The following is a 19,557-nucleotide window of genomic DNA, read 5'->3' on the forward strand; positions in this document are numbered from 1 at the left end:
GGTTTTCCCAAGCTGCGAGAGTCAGGCCTCTTGGAGCAGGATTTCTGACTGGCTTATGTAGTAGCCGAGTTGGGCTCGGCTTTGGCTGCCCAGGGTGGTGGCCAGTTTGGCGATGTGGACGCGGACCGTGCGGACGTTCATGCCGAGGCGGGTGGCGATCTCGGAGTCGGTCAGGCCCTCCACCAGGAGGGTGGCTATGGCGCGCTGGCGAGGGGTGATGCCGTTCTCGGAGGGCTGGAGGGCGGCCTGGGGCCACATGGGGGTGGCCAGCCGCCACAGGCGCCAGAACGTGGTCGCGAAGTACTCGACGAGCGCGGGGTGGCGCAGTTCGAGGGCCACGCTGCGGTCCTTGTTGGCCGGGATGAAGGCCACGGTCCGGTCGAAGACGAAGAGGCGCTCGGTGACTTCGTCGAGGGTGCGGGCCTCGGCGTCGCCGTCGAGCTGTTCGAAGTAGCCGAGCACGGGCAGGGCATGGCGTGTCGTGTGCTGGTAGAGCGTGCGCATGCGGCAGCCGCGGCTGAGGATCGCCTGGTCCCGGGGAAACGCCTCCGCCAAGGTCTCCGGAGGGCGGGTGCCGCCCGGCTGGATGGCGAGGAATTCCTCCGTGACCTCGCGCATGGCCCGGTCGATGGCCGCGTTGATGCGTTCAAGACCGTCCAGCACGACGATGCCGGGAGTCTCGGTGCCGGAGTCGCGTCCCGCGTCCAGGGCGATGAAAGGCTCGAACGCCGAGGTGAGGCGCGTCTCGAGGTGCTGCTGCTCCTCCACGCGGTCCTCGAAGGCCTGGAGCAGGCGGGGCAGGGCGACGGCGGGGGCGGTGGGCCGCAGCCACCGCATGTCGTCCACGTCGGGATGCAGCAGGCCGAAGTCGACGAGGCAGGGGACCCGCTCGGCGTCCAGGCCGCTGACGCGGCCCTCCCGCAGGGCCTGCGCGTAGACGGTCAAGCCCGGTTCGCAGAGCTGCTCAACGGCGTGCGGCACGTGTTTCCCGGCCATGTGCGGTGCTCTCCCCTCCGCCCTGTCCGATCCGCATTCCGTACGGCTCGGCGGTTCGATCGCGGTGTCCGGTTCCCGCCTTTCCGCGTCCCTGCGTCTCCGCTTTCATTTCGCGGGCTCCAGAATGCCGGACTGCCCTATGAGATAACCGAGTTGCGTACGGCTTTCGCTGCCGAGCGTGGCCGCGAGTTTGGCGATGTGGACGCGGGCCGTACGAACGTTCATGCCGAGACGGGCGGCGATCTCGGTGTCCGTCAGGCCCTCGACGAGAAGGGCGGCGATGGCGCGCTGACGGGTGGTGACGCCGTCTTTCGCGGGCTGGGGAGCGGCGTACGGGAACATGGGCGTGGCAAGGCGCCACTGGCGGTGGAAAGCCGTGACGAGGAATTCGATGACGGCGGGATGACGCAGTTCCAGGGCCACGGAGCGGTCCGCGCTGGCGGGGATGAACGCGACCGTGCGGTCGAAGAGGAACAGCCGGTCCGTCACCTCGTCCAGAGTGCGTACTTCCACGTCTCCGTCGAGCTGCTCGAAATGCGCGAGGGTCGCCAGGGAATGGCGGGTCGTGTGCTGGTAAAGGGTGCGCATCCGAGCCCCGCGGGAGAGCAGGGACTGTTCGAGCGAGACGGCCGCCGCCAATACGTCGGGCGGCCGGGCGCCGCCGGGCTGAATCGTGAGGACTTCTTCCGAGCTCGCTTTCGCGGCCCGGTCGACAGCCTCGGTGATCCGCGGAAATCCCCGCAGCACGGTGACGGCGGAGGTGGGCGAGGCGAAGGCTTGGGCGGTACCGGCATCGGTACCGGTACCGGCGTCCGTATCGGTATCGGCACCGGTATCGCTACCGGCAGAGGCATCGCTCGCCACGAGCGCCATCAGCGGCTCGAACGCGGCGGCCAGCCGGGCCTCGCGGTGCCGCTGCTCCGCGACGCGTGCGGAGACGGCTGCGAGGAGCCGGGGCAGGGCGACGGCAGGGGGGCTCGGTTTCAGCCATCCGTCATCCGTCTCGTCCGGGCGGAGCAGGCCGAAGTCGGTGAGGCAGGGCGCCGGCCGCGCGTCCTGGCGCGGGAGCCGGCGCTCGCGCAGAGCGCGCGCGTACAGCTCTTTCCCGGCGTCGCACAGCTCGTCGGGGCCGTGGAAGTGGGCCCCGACCTGGGCTCCGACCTGGGCTCCGCCGTGTGCCTCCGACGTCATCCGGGGCGGTCTTGGTCGAGGATGTTGGACTGGGCGATCAGATAGCCGAGCTGAGCGCGGCTGCCGCTGCCCAGGGCAGCGGCGATCTTCGCGATGTGGGCCCGGCAGGTCCGGACGTTCATCCCGAGCCGACGAGCGATCGCCTCGTCGACGTGGCCCTCGATGAGCATTCTGGCGATCGTGCGCTGGACGCCGGTGATGCCGTTCGTGGGCGGCGCGTAGGGCACGTCGTCGACCAGGGGGGTCGCCCGGCTCCACAGTTGCTCGAAGACCTTGGCCAGGTACTCGATCAGGCCGGGGTGGCGAAGCTCCAGAGCCGCGTCCTGACGGGTGTGCGCGGGTATCAGGGCGACCGTGCGGTCGAAGATCATCAGGCGGTCGACCAGCTCCTCCAGGGTCCGTACCTCGACGTTCCCCTGGGCCATCCGCGCCGCGTAGGCCAACGTTCCCTGGCTGTGCCTGACCGTGTGCTGGTAGAGGGTGCGCATGGTGATGCCCCGGTCGATGACGGTCTGTCCGCGTTTCATCGCCAGGTTGAGCACGTTCTCACTGCGTCCGCCGCCCGGCTGGATCGTGAGGATCTCGGAACGGCACTCCGCCGTGGCCCGCTCGATGACGGCGCCGATACGGATGTCTCCCTCCAGCACGGTGAATCCCTGGGTGGAGGGTTCCATCTGCGAGGTGATCGCCATGAATGGCTCGAAGACATCGGTTAGTTCAACGGCGATCCTTCTGCGTTCCTGTATTTCGCGCTCGATGGGGTGCAGCCGCTGAGCGAGCGCGGCGGACGGCGGAACGGGCCGCAGCCAGTCGGCGTCGTCGGGGTCCGGGTGCATGAGCCCGGATTCCACTAGACAGGGAACTTTCTCGGCCTCGGCCCGCGTCAAGCGTCCCGTACGCAGAGCAGTGGCGTACAGCTCGGATCCCTCGACACAAAGTGGGGTTGAGGGGTGAGGATGTGTCGGTATTGCGCCTGTTGTAAGCAAATCTCCACCCCCCAGGGTCCTGAACGTGCAGGAACATGATGCATCCACCCTGTGGCTTTGACGTGCTGAATTGAGACATCGTCTTGTTGAGCCGGGGGAGAGGAACCTACCAAGTGAGGACGAAGCCGACCATGTTTAAGCGCATGCTTCGCTCGGTGCTTGTCACCACCTTCTCCGCAGGGCTGGCCCTGGGCACGGTGAGTACATGTGATCTCGTCTGGGGGGCCAAGCCCGCGAAGGCGTCTTCCGTTTCGGCCTTGCCTGGGGATCTCGTCTGGGGCGTCGCTCCGGCAGGGGGCGACGCATGAGCACCCCTCCCGACGACCGCACCTTCCGCCGAGAAATGGCCACCGCCTACCGCTCCGGTTGGCACTTCATCGATCTTGCCACCGCGATACCCCACGCAGGCGACTCGTTGATGGTCACGCTCCTCGGTGAGCCGGTGGTCGTCACCCGTGACGACGAGGAGGAGATCCGGGCCTACCGGTGCCTCCGCAAGCCGCGGGGCGCCCCACAGCCCGTGCGGTGCGCCATCCGGTACGGGATGGTCTTCGTCAATCTCGACCGGCGTGACCACCAGCTGGTCGGCGAGCCCGGGCAGCCCGGCGGCCGGCAGCAGCAGGACCAGCAGAGTTCCACCAGTTCCAGCACTACAAGAGCCATCACAGCCACCCCCCGCAGCGCCTGACGCGATCCCCCGTCGTTGTACATCGCGCAGGTGCTTCCCCCAGCAGCGGCGCCACCGTGGACCTGAACACGGTGGCGCCGCTGTGGTGTGTGCCGGGGGCGGCTGTGCGCCGGGGACGGTTGTGCGCCGGGGCGGCCGCGTGCAGAGCCCCGCACCGGATGCCGGGCCCCTCCGGCCAGCTCCCGGCCCTCTCCGACCCGCTCACGCCTCCGTCAGTGACCGCGTCCCCATCGCCCGTGTCAGCGTGATCTCGATCAGCGCCCGGTTCGGGTTCACCCTCGGCGGCTTCCCGTACCGCTCCTCGTAGCGCCGCTCGCCCTCCGCGATCTCCGCCGGCTCCGTGCGCACCCGCGCGCGCCCCTCCAGCGTCGCCCAGCGCCGCCCGTCGACCTGGCAGACCGCCACCCGCGCCCCGGGTCCCTCGGAGCCCGCCCCCGCCCCCGCGAGGACGTGGGCCACCTTCGCACTCGCCTTGTTCGCCAGTACGCGGGCCACTCCCGCCTCGGGGTCGTACGTCACGCAGACCGGCACCACGTGCGGGGAGCCGTCGGGGCGTGTGGTCGTCAGCGTGCACAGGTGCCGTTCTCGCCAGAAGCTGAGATAGGCGGAGGTCGGGTTGCGCGGATCCATGGACATGGGAGGGAACTTAACCGCTGCCCCGCCCATTCATCCGCCCGCCCCGCCCCGCCCCGCCCCCGCTCCGGCCCCCATCCCCCCATCCACCTCCCCCCCGACCCTTGAGCGGAATAGACTCAACTTTATGTACGCTGTTTAAGTCAGGTGGGCCAGGCCACCCGTACCGCGGGGACTCGCAAGGACTCGCAGGAACTCGCAGGAACTCGCAGGACTCGCCCGTACCGCCGGGACTCGCAGGGACTCGCAAGGAGGAGACGACCACGTGGACGCAGAGCTGACCAACAGGAGCCGGGACGCGATCAACGCAGCCAGCAGCCTGGCCGTGAAGGACGGACACCCCGACCTGACCCCCGCGCATCTGCTGCTCGCACTGCTGGAGGGGCAGGACAACGAGAACATCACCGACCTGCTCGCCGCGGTCGACGCCGACCAGGCCGCCGTCCGCGCCGACGCCGAGCGCACGCTCGCCGCGCTGCCCAGCGTCACCGGGTCGACCGTCGCACCGCCGCAGCCCAACCGCGACCTGCTCGCGGTCATCGCCGACGCCTCGCAGCGGGCCAAGGAGCTGGGTGATGATTACCTCTCCACCGAACATCTGCTGATCGGTGTGGCCGCCAAGGGCGGCTCCGCCGGAGAGGTCCTGGGCAAGCACGGGGCCACCGCCAAGAAACTGCTCGACGCGTTCGAGACGGCAAGGGGAGGACGTCGGGTGACCACACCGGACCCGGAGGGTCAGTACAAGGCCCTGGAGAAGTTCGGCACCGACTTCACCGCCGCCGCCAGGGAAGGCAAGCTGGACCCCGTCATCGGGCGCGACCAGGAGATCCGGCGCGTGGTGCAGGTCCTGTCCCGGCGCACCAAGAACAACCCCGTCCTCATCGGCGAACCCGGCGTGGGCAAGACCGCCGTCGTCGAGGGGCTCGCGCAGCGCATCGTGAAGGGCGACGTCCCCGAGTCGCTGAAGAACAAGCGGCTCGTCTCCCTCGACCTGGGGGCCATGGTCGCGGGCGCCAAGTACCGCGGTGAGTTCGAGGAGCGCCTCAAGACCGTCCTCTCCGAGATCAAGGAGAGCGACGGGCAGATCATCACCTTCATTGATGAGTTGCACACCGTCGTCGGAGCAGGGGCCGGGGGCGACTCCGCCATGGACGCGGGCAACATGCTCAAGCCCATGCTCGCCCGCGGCGAGCTGCGCATGGTCGGCGCCACCACCCTCGACGAGTACCGCGAGCGGATCGAGAAGGACCCCGCCCTGGAGCGCCGCTTCCAGCAGGTGCTCGTGGACGAGCCCACCGTCGAGGACTCCATCGCGATCCTCCGCGGGCTCAAGGGGCGGTACGAGGCCCACCACAAGGTCCAGATCGCCGACAGCGCGCTCGTCGCCGCCGCCGCGCTCTCCGACCGGTACATCACCTCGCGCTTCCTGCCCGACAAGGCCATCGACCTGGTCGACGAGGCCGCGTCCCGGCTGCGCATGGAGATCGACTCGTCCCCGCTGGAGATCGACGAGCTCCAGCGCTCCGTCGACCGGCTGAAGATGGAGGAGCTCGCGCTCAGCAAGGAGACCGACGCCGCGAGCAAGGAGCGCCTGGAGAGGCTGCGCCGCGACCTCGCCGACAAGGAGGAGGAGCTGCGCGGGCTCAACGCGCGCTGGGAGAAGGAGAAGCAGTCCCTCAACCGCGTCGGTGAGCTGAAGGAGAAGCTCGACGAGCTGCGCGGCCAGGCCGAGCGCGCCCAGCGAGACGGCGACTTCGACACCGCGAGCAAGCTGCTCTACGGCGAGATCCCCACCCTCGAACACGACCTGGAGGTCGCCTCCCAAGCCGAGGAGGAGGTCTCCAAGGACACCATGGTCAAGGAGGAGGTGGGTCCCGACGACATCGCCGACGTGGTCGGCGCGTGGACGGGCATCCCCGCCGGACGCCTCATGGAGGGCGAGACGCAGAAGCTCCTGCGCATGGAGGACGAGCTCGGCAAGCGGCTGATCGGCCAGACCGAGGCCGTACGGGCGGTGTCCGACGCCGTGCGCCGCACGCGGGCCGGGATCGCCGACCCCGACCGCCCCACCGGGTCCTTCCTCTTCCTGGGGCCGACGGGTGTCGGCAAGACCGAGCTGGCGAAGGCCCTCGCGGACTTCCTCTTCGACGACGAGCGCGCCATGGTCCGCATCGACATGAGCGAGTACGGCGAGAAGCACAGCGTGGCCCGGCTGGTCGGCGCCCCGCCCGGATACGTCGGCTACGAGGAGGGCGGCCAGCTCACCGAGGCCGTACGGCGGCGCCCGTACAGCGTGGTGCTGCTCGACGAGGTCGAGAAGGCGCACCCCGAGGTCTTCGACGTGCTGCTCCAGGTCCTGGACGACGGGCGGCTGACCGACGGGCAAGGGCGGACGGTGGACTTCCGCAACACCATCCTCGTCCTGACCTCGAACCTCGGCAGCCAGTACCTCGTCGAGCCGCTGACCTCCGAGGAGGAGAAGAAGCAGCAGGTGCTCGAAGTGGTCAGGGCCTCTTTCAAGCCGGAATTCCTGAACCGCCTCGACGACCTCGTGGTCTTCTCGGCGCTCGGCAAGGACGAGCTGGCGCACATCGCCCGGCTCCAGATCGACCGGCTCGCCGCCCGGCTGGCCGAGCGGCGGCTCACGCTGGAGGTCTCCCCGGACGCGCTGGCCTGGCTGGCGGACGAGGGCAACGACCCGGCGTACGGCGCGCGGCCCCTGCGGCGTCTCATCCAGACGTCGATCGGCGACCGGCTGGCCAAGGAGATCCTGTCGGGCGAGGTGAAGGACGGGGACACGGTCCGCGTGGACACCTTCGGCGACGGTCTGATCGTCGGACCGGCGACCGGGAGGCCCGCGGGAAGCACGGCGGCCGGAGGCACGGCCGGAACCACGGCCGAAAACACGGACGGAACCGCGGCCGGAGGCACGGCCGACAGCACGGGAAACACCGCCGGAAAGAGCCTGTGAGGGCCTTCCCGACGGCATAACCCGGTCACATCGGGGGCGGGGGTTGCGGGCCCCCGCCCGACATGGGGCAGGATGGCGGAATCCGTACGAAGGGACTAAGCACGTGAGCATCGACCCGTCCTCGATTCCGAATTTCGGGGGACAGCCCGAACCGCAGCAGGGCGATGGACCGGCGGGCCCCGTTGTCCCCGACCAGGACCTGGTCAAGCAGCTCCTGGACCAGATGGAGCTCAAGCACGTCGTCGACGAAGAGGGAGACCTCGCGGCGCCGTGGGAGGAGTTCCGCACGTACTTCATGTTCCGTGGCGAGGACGACCAGCAGGTCTTCTCGGTGCGGACGTTCTACGACCGTGCGCACGGCATCGAGGAGAAGGCCCAGATCCTCGAGGCGATCGACGACTGGAACCGCCGCACCCTGTGGCCGAAGGTCTACACGCACACGCACGACGACGGCACCGTCCGCCTCATCGGCGAGGCGCAGATGCTGATCGGCACGGGCGTCGCGCTCGAGCACTTCGTTTCGTCGACGGTGAGCTGGGTGCGGGCCGCGATCGAGTTCGACCGCTGGCTCGTCGAGCAGCTCGGCCTCGAAGCCGAGGTCGACGCCACCGAGGGTGAGCAGAAGCCCGACGACGAGGCCTAGGCCACGCCGGACCGAGAGCCCGGCCGGGACGCCCCACCAGCAGGTGGACGCGCCCCGGCCGGGCTTTTCGCGTCAGGCCCCCCGCTACGGCCCCCGTCAGGCCCCGCGTCAGCAGCGCCCGGGCCTCAGAGGGACTTCAGCCGGGAGACGGCCTCGGCCAGGACCTCGTCCTTCTTGCAGAAGGCGAAGCGCACGAAGGGCGCCCCGGCGTCCCGGTGGTCGTAGAAGACCGCGTTCGGGATGGCGACCACGCCGACGCGCTCGGGCAGGGCCCGGCAGAAGGCGAAGCCGTCCGGTTCGCCGAGCGGCCGGACGTCGGTCGTGACGAAGTACGTGCCGGCCGGGCGGTAGACGTCGAAGCCCGCGGCGGTCAGGCCCTCGCTCAGGAGGTCCCGCTTGGCGCGCATGCCCTCGGCGAAGGACGTGAAATACGTGTCGGGCAGGGCCAGGGCCTCCGCGACCGCGTACTGGAACGGGCCCGACGACACATAGGTGAGGAACTGCTTCGCCGAGCGGACCGCCGTCACGAGCTCCGGCGACGACGTGATCCAGCCGACCTTCCAGCCGGTGAAGGAGAACGTCTTGCCCGCCGAGCCGATCGACACCGTGCGCTCGCGCATGCCGGGGAACGAGGCGAGGGGGATGTGCGCCGTGCCCTCGCCGTCGTCGAAGACCAGGTGCTCGTACACCTCGTCGGTGACGACCAGGAGGTCACGCTCGACCGCGAGCCGCGCGATCTCGGCCAGCTCGGCGCGGGTCAGGACCGTGCCGGTCGGGTTGTGCGGGGTGTTCAGGAGCAGCAGCCGGGTGTGGGGCGTGATCGCGTCGCGCAGCTCGTCGAGGTCGAGGCGAAAGCGCCCCTCGGCGGCGTCCGGGCGCAGCGTCACGGGCACCCGCTTGCCGCCCGCGAGCGCGATCGAGGCGGCGTACGAGTCGTAGTACGGCTCCAGGGCGATGACCTCGTCGCCGGGTTCGACCAGAGCGAGCAGGGAGGCGGCGATGGCCTCGGTGGCACCCGCCGTGACCAGGACCTCGCGGTCGGGGTCGTACGCGAGGCCGTACCGGCGCCGCTGGTGCGCGGCGATCGCCGTGCGGAGCTCGGGGACGCCGGGGCCCGGCGGGTACTGGTTGCCGCGGCCGTCCCGCAGGGCGCGCACCGCGGCCTCGCGGATCTCCTCGGGGCCGTCCGTGTCGGGAAAGCCCTGCCCGAGGTTGATGGCACCCGTTTTCACCGCGAGGGCGGACATCTCGGCGAAAATCGTCGTACCGAACTCGGCGAGGCGGCGATTGAGCAACGGGCGCCCGCTCCCGGAAGTGGAGGTCATGGCCGCCATCCTGCGCCGAACCTCTGGAGTTCCTCAACTCTGCTTTGGGCCGGTGTGCGCGAGGGCATTGCCCTTTCACACGAGAACAACCGGACAGAACGCGGACCCACGGGGGGCCTGCTTCGGGGGAACGGAAAGGGGCGTGAAGGTCATGATCTTGGTCTTCGTGTTGATCGCGGTGGTTCTGATCGTCGCACTCGCCACGTACGCGGGCAGGCGGAACGGCGGCAGCGCGCGCTCCGGCGCGTCGGGCGTGACCGCTTCGGGCGGCAGCTGGTGGGCCGGCAGTGGTGGCGGTCACCACGGCGGTGGCTCGTCGTGCGGCGGCGGCTCTTCGTGTGGCGGTGGCTCCTCGTGCGGCGGCAGCTCTTCGTGCGGCGGCGGTGGCGGGGGCGGTTGTGGCGGTGGCGGAGGCAGCTGACACGGGGCAGCTGGTCCGTCGATCCGTTGAAGTGCCCGGCAGGAGGCAACTCCTGTCGGGCACTCTGTCGTTGACCCATTGAACAGTTGAACTGTGCAGCCCCCGCGTGGGTGGAAACCCTCCGAAGTTGGGTAAAAGCGCAGTGGCAGTGCATCAGTCCATGATTCCCTCTTAATCGTCAGCACCGCCCCCGTAGGGACGACTTGGGCAAACAGGCCGTCCGACCACGTGGGCACGAGCCGGCATTCCGACCGCCCGGTCTCCGACCGGGTGCGCCGGCACCACCTCCATTGCGTGTTAGCGGAGCCGACCCATGCTCACGACCCTGAAAACTGTCTATACCGACACGTGCGCCGCGGACCTTGCCTGGACCCTTGGGCGCGAGCCGTTGCCCGCGCTCGCCACACTCGAACTGGAGCTTGCCGACGCGAGGATGGAGCTCAGGCTCCTCGGCGCGTCGCACCAGGTGATCCTCGAAGAGGAGCGAGGCACCTGCTCCGAGACCGTCGCCTGCATTCCGGGCAGCAGCACGCCTCTCCCGCTCGGCGTCTCCAAGCGCCTGGGCGAATGGGAGTACGAATTCGCGGCACGCGTCGAAACCCTCTCGCGCGGCCAGTTCGCGGGCCGCGCCCAGGAATTACTCGCCCTGGTGTCCGAACATCCCCATGGGCTCGCCGGGGTCTTTCCCGGCAGTCCGCACGCGTTCACGGCCATGCTGGCCCAGCGGCACGAAGGCGCGGTGCAATGGCGCACCTGGCACGCCTATCCACAGGACGGCCAACTCGTGGCGACCCGCACCCGCGTGGGTGTGCGGATGCCGGCGGTGCTCTGACGGCCCGCGCCCCATATACACCTCTGGCGGCGAGTTGCACCCTTGTGGGTGACTGGATGTGCGAGTTCGGTGACGTAGCGTTCCCCAGGTGATCGAGCCGTCAACGCATTTACCGGTGACGCCGCGGACGGGACGGTTCCTCGTCTTGGTGGGCGTTTTCATCTGCGCGGCCTGCGGTCTGGTGTACGAACTGGAACTCGTCGCCCTCGCCTCGTACTTGATCGGGGACTCGGTCACGCAGGCGTCGGTGGTGCTCTCGGTGATGGTCTTCGCCATGGGCATCGGCTCCCTGCTCGCCAAGCACCTGCGGTGCCGGGCCGCCGTCGGGTTCGGCCTCGTCGAGGCGGCACTCGCCCTGGTCGGCGGCCTGAGCGCGATGGCGTTGTACGCCGCGTTCGCCTGGACCGGCGACCGCGGCGAGGTCTGGGCGAGCGGCTCCCGGTACCTCCTCGTCGCGTTCTCGCTCGCCATCGGCCTGCTCATCGGCGCCGAGGTACCGCTGCTCATGGTCCTGATCCAGCGGATCAGACGGCAGGACCCCAGCGGTGCCGTCTCCGACCTGTTCGCCGCCGACTACGTGGGCGCGCTGGTGGGCGGTCTCGCCTTCCCCTTCCTGCTGCTGCCGCTGCTCGGGCAGCTCACCGGGGCCCTGATCACCGGCGCGGTCAACGCGCTCGCGGGCGGCGCGCTCGTGTTCGGCCTCTTCCACAAGGACCTGAGCGTGCGGGGCAGATGGGTGCTGCTCGTCACGAACGCCACGGTCCTCGGCCTGCTCGCGTCGGCGGCCGTCCTGGTCGGCGACTTCGAGGCGGCGGCGCGCCGGGCCGTCTACGGCAAGGACGTCCGGGTCGCCGTGCAGACCGACGTCCAGGAAGTGGTCCTCACCGGCGGCAGGCACGATTCGCTCGACCTCTACCTCGACGGGCGGCTGCGGGTGAGCGGCCGCGACGAGCACCGCTACCACCGGGCGCTCGTCGGCCCCGCGATGAACGGACGGCACGCGCGCGTGCTGATCCTCGGCGGCGGCGACGGCCTCGCGGCGCGCGAGGTGCTGCGGCACCCGCGGGTGCGGCGGGTGGACGTCGTCGAACTGGATCCGGGGGTCGTACGGCTGGCACGCCACGACCCGGCCCTGAGCGAACTGAACGAACACGTGTTCAGCGACCCCCGGGTGCGGGTGGTGCACGCGGACGCCTTCCGCTGGCTGCGCTCACCTCCCCGTACGTACGACGTGGTGATCTCCGATCTGCCCGACCCCGGCATCACCGCAAGCACCAAGCTGTACTCCCAGGAGTTCTACGGCCTCGTGCGCCGGGCCCTCACCGCGGACGGGCGCCTGGCCGTGCACGCCGGGCCGATGGCCGACCGGCCCCGCGTCTTCTGGACGGTGGAGGCGACACTGCGGGCGGCGGGCCTGCTGACCGAGCCGTACCGCGTGGGCGGCCGGGTCTCCGGGTTCGCGGCGGGGCCCGACCGGACGACGGAAGGCGCGTCCGCGTCCCGCGACTGGGGCTTCGTCCTCGCGGCCGGATCGCGGCCGGTCCTCGAACCGCCCGGGACGGCGGCGCTGCTCCGGGTCGGCGTCGCGTCCGCCGAACGGACGCGGATGCGCGGGCTGTCCCCCTCCACCCTGGTCCACCCGCGCTACGCGAACTGACGAACTGACGTACATGCTCTCGGCCACGTGGGTAGGCTCCAAGCCATGGAGCATGAGGTGTTCGTTCCGGTTCCCGCCGACCGTCTTCAGCAGGTGCTGGGTGACCCCGAGCAGGTCGCCGGGGCGGTGCCCGGGCTGACGCGCGACGCCGACGAGTCCGCGTCGCCGCTCTCCGGCCGCCTCAAGGTGCGGATCGGCGGGCACACGATCACGTACCGCGGCGCGGCGCGGGTCGCCGCGCGCGGCGACTCCTCCTTCGCGGTCGAGGGCGAGGGCGTCGAGGTGCGGGGCGGCGGCTCCGTGAAGCTCTCGCTGACGGTGCGGCTGGAATCCGCCGAGGAGGGCGCGGCCGGTACGCGGCTGGTCTTCACCGGGACGGGCGCGGGCGACGGCCGGATCACCGAGGCGTCCGCACAGGCCGTGGAGAACGCCGTGCACCGGCTTCTGGAGCGGTTCGGGGAAGGCCTCGGACGGGCGGCGCGACCCGCGGCGCCCGCTGCTCCCGAACCCGGGGCCGGACCCGGGCCCGAGGCCGTCGTGGTCGAGCCGATCGAGCCCGCCGAGCCGGTCCAGCCGGACCAGCAGGACCAGTCCGCCGAAGGCGTCTCCGTCTTCGAGACGGAGGTGCCGCCGTCGTCGTTCGACGAGCTCGACGAGATCGATGAGCTCGACGAGATCGACGAGATCGACGAGATCCAGAACGCCGAGGACGTCCTCGTGCCGCCCGCGGAAGCCGCGCACGCCCGCCGGACGATGATCGGCCGCAGCGCCGAAGAGGTCGACCACGCACCGCCCCGCGGCAGGTACGCCCCCGCGCCCGCCGCGGAGTCGGCCTCCACCCGGGACACCCTGCGCTGGGCCGCACCCGCCGCCGCGGTGGTCGTGGCCTCGGCGATCGTCGCGGGCCGGGTGCTTCGCCGCAGGCGCTGACCGCCGCGGCCGAAGCCGTAGGCTCGTCCCCGTGAGTAGCGATGACGTGACACTGACCGCGGGCGACGCGGAAGTTACCGTGCAGGCGGGGAACGGCTGCCGGGTGGGGAGCCTGCGGATCGGCGGGACGGAACTACTGAGGCAGGGCGAGCGCTACGGCTGCTTCCCCATGGCCCCCTGGGCCGGCCGCATCCGCGAGGGCAGGTTCCGCAACGGCGGCACGACCCACCAGATGCCCCTCAACTCCCCGCCCCACGCCATCCACGGCTTCGCCAGGGACGCGGCATGGCGCACGGCCCGCGCCACGGAGAGCGAGGCCGCGTTCACGTACGACCTGACCGACCCCTGGCCCTACGAAGGCCGCGTCACGCAGATCGTCGCCCTCACCGAGGACTCCCTCACCCTCACGCTCGGCATCGAGACGTACGGCGACTCCTTCCCGGCCCAGGCGGGCTGGCACCCCTGGTTCCGGCGCGAGATCGGGGGCGAGGACGTCCGCATCGACTTCAGCCCCGCCTGGCAGGAGGAGCGCGGCGAGGACCACCTGCCCACCGGCAAGCGCGTCGCGCCCGCCCCCGGCCCCTGGGACGACTGCTTCGGCATGCCCGACGGCGTCGACGTCACCCTCACCTGGCCCGGGCAGCTGGAGCTCGCCGTCAAGAGCCGCGAGCCCTGGGTCGTCGTCTACGACGAGCAGGAAGCCGCCGTGTGCGTCGAGCCGCAGACCGGCCCGCCGGACGGCCTCAACACCCTGCCGCGCCTGGTCACCCCCATCGACCCCCTGGAGGCGTCGACGACCTGGACCTGGACGCGGCTTTAAGCTGACAGGCATGACTGACGACGTACGTGGCGCCCTGCTTCAGCAGATCAAGGACAAGGCCGTGGTGCACGGCAAGGTGACCCTCTCCTCGGGTCTCGAAGCCGATTACTACATCGACCTGCGCCGCATCACCCTCGACGGCGAGGCCGCCCCCCTGGTCGGCCAGGTCCTCCTCGACCTCACCGCCGACCTCGACTTCGACGCCGTGGGCGGCCTCACCATGGGCGCCGACCCCGTCGCCGGCGCGATGCTGCACGCCTCCGCCGCGCGCGGCAAGCGCCTGGACGCCTTCGTCGTGCGCAAGGCCGCCAAGGCGCACGGCATGCAGCGCCGCGTCGAGGGCCCGGACATCAAGGGCCGCCGCGTGCTCGTCGTCGAGGACACCTCCACCACCGGCGGCTCCCCGCTCACGGCCGTCGAGGCCGTGCGCGAGGCCGGCGCCGAGGTGGTCGGCGTCGCGACCATCGTGGACCGCGCCACCGGCGCCGGCGAGAAGATCACCGAGGGCGCCGGGGTGCCGTACCTCTTCGCGTACTCCAAGGACGACCTCGGCCTGGACTAGATCCGGACCGGATCCAGTATGTGGCGGGCGGCCGGAGCCGCCCGGTGGATCTGGAAAGATGGGGGCGACGATGACGTCGCCCCCTTAGGTCAGGGCCAAGCACACACCCGCACATCACAAGGAGCGGACACATGCCCATCGCAACCCCCGAGGTCTACGCCGAGATGCTGGACCGGGCGAAGGCAGGCAAGTTCGCCTACCCGGCCATCAACGTGACCTCCTCGCAGACGCTGCACGCCGCCCTGCGCGGCTTCGCGGAGGCCGAGAGCGACGGCATCATCCAGATCTCCACCGGTGGTGCGGAGTTCCTGGGCGGCCAGTACAACAAGGACATGGTGACGGGCGCCGTGGCCCTCGCCGAGTTCGCGCACATCGTCGCCGCGAAGTACGACATCACCGTCGCGCTGCACACCGACCACTGCCCCAAGGACAAGCTGGACACGTACGTCCGTCCGCTGCTCGACATCTCCGCCGAGCGCGTCAAGGCCGGCCGCGACCCGCTCTTCCAGTCCCACATGTGGGACGGCTCCGCCGAGACCCTCGCCGACAACCTGGCCATCGGCCAGGAGCTGCTCGCGAAGGCCGCCGCCGCGAAGATCATCCTTGAGGTCGAGATCACCCCGACCGGCGGTGAGGAGGACGGCGTCACGCACGAGATCAACGACGAGCTGTACACCACCGTCGACGACGCGCTGCGCACCGCCGAGGCCCTGGGCCTGGGCGAGAAGGGCCGCTACCTCCTGGCCGCGTCCTTCGGCAACGTCCACGGCGTCTACAAGCCGGGCAACGTCGTCCTGCGCCCGGAGCTCCTCAAGGACCTCCAGGAAGGCGTCGCCGCCAAGTACGGCAAGCCCGCGGGCTCGCAGCCGTTCGACTTCGTCTTCCACGGCGGCTCCGGCTCCACCCCCGAGGAGATCGCGACCGCCCTGGAGAACGGCGTCGTGAAGATGAACCTCGACACGGACACGCAGTACGCCTTCACGCGTCCCGTCGCCGACCACATGTTCAAGAACTACGACGGCGTCCTGAAGGTCGACGGCGAGGTCGGCTCGAAGAAGACGTACGACCCCCGCACCTGGGGCAAGTCCGCCGAGGCGGGCATGGCCAAGCGCGTCACCGAGGCGTGCGCGAACCTGCGCTCCACGGGCACGAAGCTGAAGTAGGCACCGCCGTAGACCACCGAAGGGCCCGGTACCCCCTCCCAGGAGGGGGTACCGGGCCCTTCGCGTCCCGCCATGCCGCAGACTGGAACCCATGGCCATTCACAAGGATCTGCTCGGGGGACCGCCCCCGACCCACCTGCCCGACGACCCGGAGCCGCGCGAGCTCCTCGCGAACGGCGCGGCGCCCGCGGACGTCGCCGCGAAGTACCCCACCTCCTCGCTCGCCTGGGCGCAGCTCGCCGACGAGGCGTTCGAGCGGGGCAGCGTCGTCGAGTCGTACGCGTACGCCCGCACCGGCTACCACCGCGGCCTCGACTCGCTGCGCCGCAGCGGCTGGAAGGGCCACGGCCCGGTGCCGTGGGAGCACGAGCCGAACCGCGGCTTCCTGCGTGCCCTGCACGGCCTGGCCCGCGCCGCCCAGTCGATCGGCGAGCAGGAGGAGTACGAGCGCTGCTCGTCCTTCCTGCGGGACTCCTCCGAGACGGCCGCCGACACCCTCGGCTGAGCCCTCCCCGCACGTGCCCGACCTGCCTGGACGCCGCTGTGACCAGGCAGGTCTTGCCGTTTTGTGGGATGTTGCGGAGGATGCCGGTGGGGACCGGGGCCCCCGTGTCGGTAACGGCAGGGGCGGACCGCTACCCGGAGTACGCATCAAGGAGATCGCGATGTCCCAAGACGTGGACACCCCGAACCTCGACTTCGCAGGAACCACCCCGTACGAGGACTACGTCCAGGCGGACGTCCTCACGCACCTCCAGCACCTGCGCTCCGACGACCCCGGAGAGATGGTCTTCCTGGTCACCACCCAGGTGATGGAGCTGTGGTTCACGGTCATCGTGCACGAGTGGGAGACGGCGACGCACGCGCTGCGCCGCGACGACATCCCCACCGCCGTGGCCGCCCTCAAGCGGAGCCTGCGCGAGCTGGAGGCGCTGAACGCCTCGTGGCGCCCGCTCGCCCAGCTGACCCCCGGGCAGTTCAACTCCTACCGTTCCGCGCTCGGCGAGGGATCCGGATTCCAGTCCGCGATGTACCGCCGCATGGAGTTCCTGCTCGGCGACAAGTCCGCTTCCATGCTGGTGCCGCACCGGGGCGCGCCCCGCGTCCACGCCGAGCTGGAGAAGGCCCTCCAGGAACCGAGCCTGTACGACGAGGTGCTCGCTCTGCTCGCCCGCCGCGGCCACGCCGTCCCGGACTCCGTGCTCCGGCGCGACCTGACCCAGCGGTACGAGCCGTCGCCCGAGGTCGAGAAGGTGTGGACCGATCTGTACGCCGGTGACGAGAGCGACGAACTCGCCCGCCTCGGCGAGACGATGACCGATGTCGCCGAGCTGGTGTGGCGCTGGCGCAACGACCACCTGGTGGCGACCCGGCGCGCGATGGGCTCCAAGACGGGTACGGGCGGCTCGGCCGGCGTGGCCTGGCTGGAGAAGCGCGCGACGAAGAACGTGTTCCCCGAGCTGTGGACTGCGAGGAGCCATGTCTGAGCAGGATCTCCGGGCACAGGCGGCAAAGCGGGACGCGGACGACGAACTCGCCGCGAAGCGCGCGGAGTTCGTCCTGGACGACGCCGTCTATCTGGACGGGAACTCGCTGGGCGCCCTGCCCGCCGTCGTGCAGGAGCGGGTCGCGGACGTCATCACCCGCCAGTGGGGGCAGCTCCGCATCCGCTCCTGGGACGAGAGCGGCTGGTGGACCGCCCCCGAGCGCATCGGTGACCGCATAGCCCCCCTCGTGGGCGCCGCCCCCGGTCAGATCGTGGTCGGCGACTCGACGAGCGTGAACATCTTCAAGGCCCTGGTGGCCGCCGTACGCATGGCCCGTGACTCGGGCGAGGGGCGGGACGAGATCGTCGTTGACGCGACGACGTTCCCCACGGACGGGTACATCGCGCGGTCCGCGGCCCGGCTGACCGACTGCCGTCTGGTGCCGGTCGACCCGGACGGGGTGCGCGGCGTACTCGGCCCGCGCACGGCCGCCGTGCTGCTCAACCACGCCGACTACCGCACCGGACGCCTGCACGACCTGCCCGGCCTGACGGCGGCCGTGCACGAGGCGGGCGCGCTCGTGGTCTGGGACCTGTGCCACACCGCGGGAGCGCTGCCCGTCGGGCTCGACGCGCACGGCGTGGACCTCGCGGTCGGCTGCACCTACAAGTACCTGAACGGGGGTCCGGGCTCACCCGCGTACCTCTACGTACGGGCGGATCTTCAGCCCCGCTTCGACTCCCCGCTGCCCGGGTGGAACGGGCACGCCGAGCCCTTCGGGATGCGGCCGGAGTTCGAGCCGGCGCAGGGCGCGGTGCGCGGCCGGGTCGGTACGCCCGACATCCTCTCGATGCTCGCGCTCGACGCGGCGCTGGACGTCTGGGACGGCGTGTCCGTCGAGGCCGTGCGCGCCAAGTCCCTCGCCCTGACGGACTTCTTCGTCGAGTGCGTGCGGGCCTACGTCCCCGAGGGCCGGGTCGAGGTGCTCACCCCGGCCGCCCACGAGGAGCGCGGCAGCCAGGTCGCCCTGCGGTCCGACGATGCGGGTGACGTGATGCGCCGCCTCGCCGAGCGGGGCGTGGTCGGCGACTTCCGGGCGCCGGACGTGCTGCGGTTCGGGTTCACGCCTCTGTACGTGGGCTTCGCCGACGTGGAGCGGGCGGCGCGGGTGCTCGCGCGGACGCTGGCCGGCGACACCGTCTGACGTCGGCACCGGATGACGCCCCGGCCCGCTCCCGCCCTTCCCGGGAGCGGAGTCCGGGGTGTCACCCCGGTATCGGGAGGCGGCGGCGTAGGGGAAGATCAAAAGACCAGAACCCCACGCCCACCCCCGCAGAGAGGTTGTCGCATGCCGGACGACGCCTACGCAGTGGCCCGCGACGCCGCCGAGGCCGAGGCCGCCTTCTCGCACCCCGCGGTGCCGCCCGACGCCACCGCCGCGTACGGCGAGCACCCCGACCAGGTGGTCGACTTCTACGAACCCCGGACCACCACGGGAAGCCCCGCCCCCCTCGTCGTCGTCCTGCACGGCGGCGCCTGGCGCGCCCCGTACGACCGGCAACACCTCACGCCCTTCGCGGACTTCCTGGCCCGGCGGGGCTTCGCGGTGGCCAACGTCGAGTACCGGCGCGGCGGTTCGATCCCCGCGCAGGGCGGTGACGGTCCCGTCGCCGGGCGCTGGCCCGAGACCTTCGACGACGTGGCCGCCGCCTTCGACGCGCTGCCCGCGCTCGCCGCCGAATTCCTGCCCTCGGCGGATCTGCGCCGCACGGTCGTCACCGGGCACTCGGCCGGCGGCCACCTCGCGCTCTGGGCCGCGGCCCGGCACGTGCTGCCCACCGGCTCCCCGTGGCGCATCGACCGGCCCGCCCCCTTCCGCGGTGTCGTCGCGCTCGCGCCCATCGCCGACTTCCGCGTCGCCCAAGAGCTGGGCGTCTGCTCGGGCGCCGCGCTGCAACTCCTCGGCGGTGACGCGCACTTCGACGAGCGCCTGCCGCACGCGGACCCGGCGGCCCTGCTGCCCACCGGCATCGCCACGACCGTCGTGCAGGGGCGTACCGACCTCGTCGTGCCGCAGGCGGTCGCCGAGGCGTACGCCGACGCGGCGGCGAAGGCGGGCGAGGTCGTCGGGGTGACGCTCCTCGAAGAGGTCGGGCACTTCCCGCTGATCGACCCGGCGGCGGACGCCTGCGCGGTGGTGGCGGAGGAGATCGCGCAACTGGCGTTCTGACGGGCGCGGGCGCTTCGCCGCG

17 protein-coding genes and 1 pseudogene are annotated in these 19,557 nt (G+C 71.0%); 13 read left to right on the forward strand and 5 right to left on the reverse strand.

Features of this window, described 5'->3' with window-relative positions; genetic code table 11:
- Positions 1–21: 21 nt before the first annotated feature.
- From QBL25_RS22345 to QBL25_RS22355, 3 genes are all read right to left on the reverse strand, one after another.
- Complete coding sequence (locus QBL25_RS22345; RefSeq protein ID WP_409058792.1) at positions 22–996, reverse strand: LuxR C-terminal-related transcriptional regulator; 975 nt, start codon at positions 994–996, stop codon at positions 22–24.
- A gap of 105 nt (positions 997–1,101) precedes the next feature.
- On the reverse strand, positions 1,102–2,187 hold the full coding sequence (locus tag QBL25_RS22350) for a LuxR C-terminal-related transcriptional regulator (RefSeq protein ID WP_409058793.1): 1,086 nt from the start codon (positions 2,185–2,187) through the stop codon (positions 1,102–1,104).
- Positions 2,184–3,173: a helix-turn-helix transcriptional regulator gene (locus QBL25_RS22355; RefSeq protein ID WP_409058794.1), complete on the reverse strand. Its 990-nt coding sequence runs from the start codon at positions 3,171–3,173 to the stop codon at positions 2,184–2,186. The genes QBL25_RS22350 and QBL25_RS22355 overlap by 4 nt, the downstream gene beginning before the upstream one ends.
- A gap of 304 nt (positions 3,174–3,477) precedes the next feature.
- On the opposite strand from QBL25_RS22355, the gene QBL25_RS22360 reads away from it, so the two are divergent.
- Positions 3,478–3,861: a hypothetical protein gene (locus QBL25_RS22360; protein WP_409058795.1), complete on the forward strand. Its 384-nt coding sequence runs from the start codon at positions 3,478–3,480 to the stop codon at positions 3,859–3,861.
- Between the two features lie 201 nt (positions 3,862–4,062).
- Here the strand turns inward: QBL25_RS22360 and QBL25_RS22365 are convergent, their stop codons facing one another.
- Positions 4,063–4,497 (reverse strand): pyridoxamine 5'-phosphate oxidase family protein, encoded by a 435-nt coding sequence (locus QBL25_RS22365; RefSeq protein ID WP_409058796.1) that lies wholly within the window; start codon positions 4,495–4,497, stop codon positions 4,063–4,065.
- A 262-nt stretch (positions 4,498–4,759) separates the two neighbouring features.
- Here QBL25_RS22365 and clpB point away from each other — a divergent pair.
- Together clpB and QBL25_RS22375 are read left to right on the forward strand one after the other, a co-directional pair.
- Positions 4,760–7,348 (forward strand): annotated as a pseudogene (clpB, locus tag QBL25_RS22370) (ATP-dependent chaperone ClpB); the annotation flags it as partial.
- 220 nt (positions 7,349–7,568) lie between these two features.
- On the forward strand, positions 7,569–8,108 hold the full coding sequence (locus tag QBL25_RS22375) for a YbjN domain-containing protein (protein WP_409058797.1): 540 nt from the start codon (positions 7,569–7,571) through the stop codon (positions 8,106–8,108).
- Between the two features lie 125 nt (positions 8,109–8,233).
- On the opposite strand, the gene QBL25_RS22380 is transcribed toward QBL25_RS22375, so the two are convergent.
- A complete protein-coding gene (locus QBL25_RS22380; RefSeq protein ID WP_409058798.1) occupies positions 8,234–9,442 on the reverse strand; it encodes a pyridoxal phosphate-dependent aminotransferase in 1,209 nt (402 codons plus the stop codon).
- A gap of 725 nt (positions 9,443–10,167) precedes the next feature.
- Here QBL25_RS22380 and QBL25_RS22385 point away from each other — a divergent pair.
- The 10 genes from QBL25_RS22385 (at position 10,168) to QBL25_RS22430 (ending at position 19,535) form a co-directional block, all read left to right on the forward strand.
- Positions 10,168–10,686, forward strand: a complete 519-nt coding sequence (locus tag QBL25_RS22385; RefSeq protein ID WP_409058799.1) for a DUF2617 family protein — start codon at positions 10,168–10,170, stop codon at positions 10,684–10,686.
- An 88-nt stretch (positions 10,687–10,774) separates the two neighbouring features.
- Positions 10,775–12,343: a polyamine aminopropyltransferase gene (locus QBL25_RS22390; RefSeq protein WP_409058800.1), complete on the forward strand. Its 1,569-nt coding sequence runs from the start codon at positions 10,775–10,777 to the stop codon at positions 12,341–12,343.
- 45 nt (positions 12,344–12,388) lie between these two features.
- Complete coding sequence (locus tag QBL25_RS22395) at positions 12,389–13,273, forward strand: SRPBCC domain-containing protein (protein WP_409058801.1); 885 nt, start codon at positions 12,389–12,391, stop codon at positions 13,271–13,273.
- 31 nt (positions 13,274–13,304) lie between these two features.
- A complete protein-coding gene (locus tag QBL25_RS22400) occupies positions 13,305–14,093 on the forward strand; it encodes an aldose 1-epimerase (RefSeq protein ID WP_409058802.1) in 789 nt (262 codons plus the stop codon).
- 10 nt (positions 14,094–14,103) lie between these two features.
- A complete protein-coding gene (gene pyrE / locus QBL25_RS22405; RefSeq protein WP_125514075.1) occupies positions 14,104–14,655 on the forward strand; it encodes an orotate phosphoribosyltransferase in 552 nt (183 codons plus the stop codon).
- A 131-nt stretch (positions 14,656–14,786) separates the two neighbouring features.
- Positions 14,787–15,818, forward strand: a complete 1,032-nt coding sequence (gene fbaA, locus QBL25_RS22410) for a class II fructose-bisphosphate aldolase (protein WP_409058803.1) — start codon at positions 14,787–14,789, stop codon at positions 15,816–15,818.
- Between the two features lie 91 nt (positions 15,819–15,909).
- The gene (locus QBL25_RS22415) at positions 15,910–16,323 is read left to right on the forward strand and encodes a DUF3151 domain-containing protein (RefSeq protein WP_190084104.1); all 414 of its coding nucleotides are present in this window, start codon (positions 15,910–15,912) and stop codon (positions 16,321–16,323) included.
- A gap of 160 nt (positions 16,324–16,483) precedes the next feature.
- A complete protein-coding gene (locus QBL25_RS22420) occupies positions 16,484–17,305 on the forward strand; it encodes a tryptophan 2,3-dioxygenase family protein (RefSeq protein WP_409058804.1) in 822 nt (273 codons plus the stop codon).
- Positions 17,298–18,509, forward strand: coding sequence for a kynureninase (gene kynU, locus QBL25_RS22425; protein ID WP_409058805.1), 1,212 nt, complete (start codon positions 17,298–17,300; stop codon positions 18,507–18,509). The genes QBL25_RS22420 and kynU overlap by 8 nt, the downstream gene beginning before the upstream one ends.
- 144 nt (positions 18,510–18,653) lie before the next feature.
- Positions 18,654–19,535, forward strand: a complete 882-nt coding sequence (locus QBL25_RS22430; RefSeq protein WP_409058806.1) for an alpha/beta hydrolase — start codon at positions 18,654–18,656, stop codon at positions 19,533–19,535.
- The last annotated feature ends 22 nt before the right edge of the window (positions 19,536–19,557 follow it).

Source organism: Streptomyces sp. SYP-A7185, from assembly GCF_046103685.1.
GTDB lineage: Bacteria > Actinomycetota > Actinomycetes > Streptomycetales > Streptomycetaceae > Streptomyces.

Coding starts and splice junctions, on each gene's coding strand:
- QBL25_RS22395 (WP_409058801.1), top strand. CDS start 12,389: ATGGAGCATGAGGTGTTCGTTCCGGTTCCCGCCGACCGTCTTCAGCAG.
- QBL25_RS22415 (WP_190084104.1), top strand. CDS start 15,910: ATGGCCATTCACAAGGATCTGCTCGGGGGACCGCCCCCGACCCACCTG.
- QBL25_RS22385 (WP_409058799.1), top strand. CDS start 10,168: ATGCTCACGACCCTGAAAACTGTCTATACCGACACGTGCGCCGCGGAC.
- QBL25_RS22420 (WP_409058804.1), top strand. CDS start 16,484: ATGTCCCAAGACGTGGACACCCCGAACCTCGACTTCGCAGGAACCACC.
- fbaA (WP_409058803.1), top strand. CDS start 14,787: ATGCCCATCGCAACCCCCGAGGTCTACGCCGAGATGCTGGACCGGGCG.
- QBL25_RS22345 (WP_409058792.1), bottom strand. CDS start 996: ATGGCCGGGAAACACGTGCCGCACGCCGTTGAGCAGCTCTGCGAACCG.
- QBL25_RS22430 (WP_409058806.1), top strand. CDS start 18,654: ATGCCGGACGACGCCTACGCAGTGGCCCGCGACGCCGCCGAGGCCGAG.
- QBL25_RS22360 (WP_409058795.1), top strand. CDS start 3,478: ATGAGCACCCCTCCCGACGACCGCACCTTCCGCCGAGAAATGGCCACC.
- kynU (WP_409058805.1), top strand. CDS start 17,298: ATGTCTGAGCAGGATCTCCGGGCACAGGCGGCAAAGCGGGACGCGGAC.
- QBL25_RS22350 (WP_409058793.1), bottom strand. CDS start 2,187: ATGACGTCGGAGGCACACGGCGGAGCCCAGGTCGGAGCCCAGGTCGGG.
- QBL25_RS22365 (WP_409058796.1), bottom strand. CDS start 4,497: ATGTCCATGGATCCGCGCAACCCGACCTCCGCCTATCTCAGCTTCTGG.
- pyrE (WP_125514075.1), top strand. CDS start 14,104: ATGACTGACGACGTACGTGGCGCCCTGCTTCAGCAGATCAAGGACAAG.
- QBL25_RS22380 (WP_409058798.1), bottom strand. CDS start 9,442: ATGGCGGCCATGACCTCCACTTCCGGGAGCGGGCGCCCGTTGCTCAAT.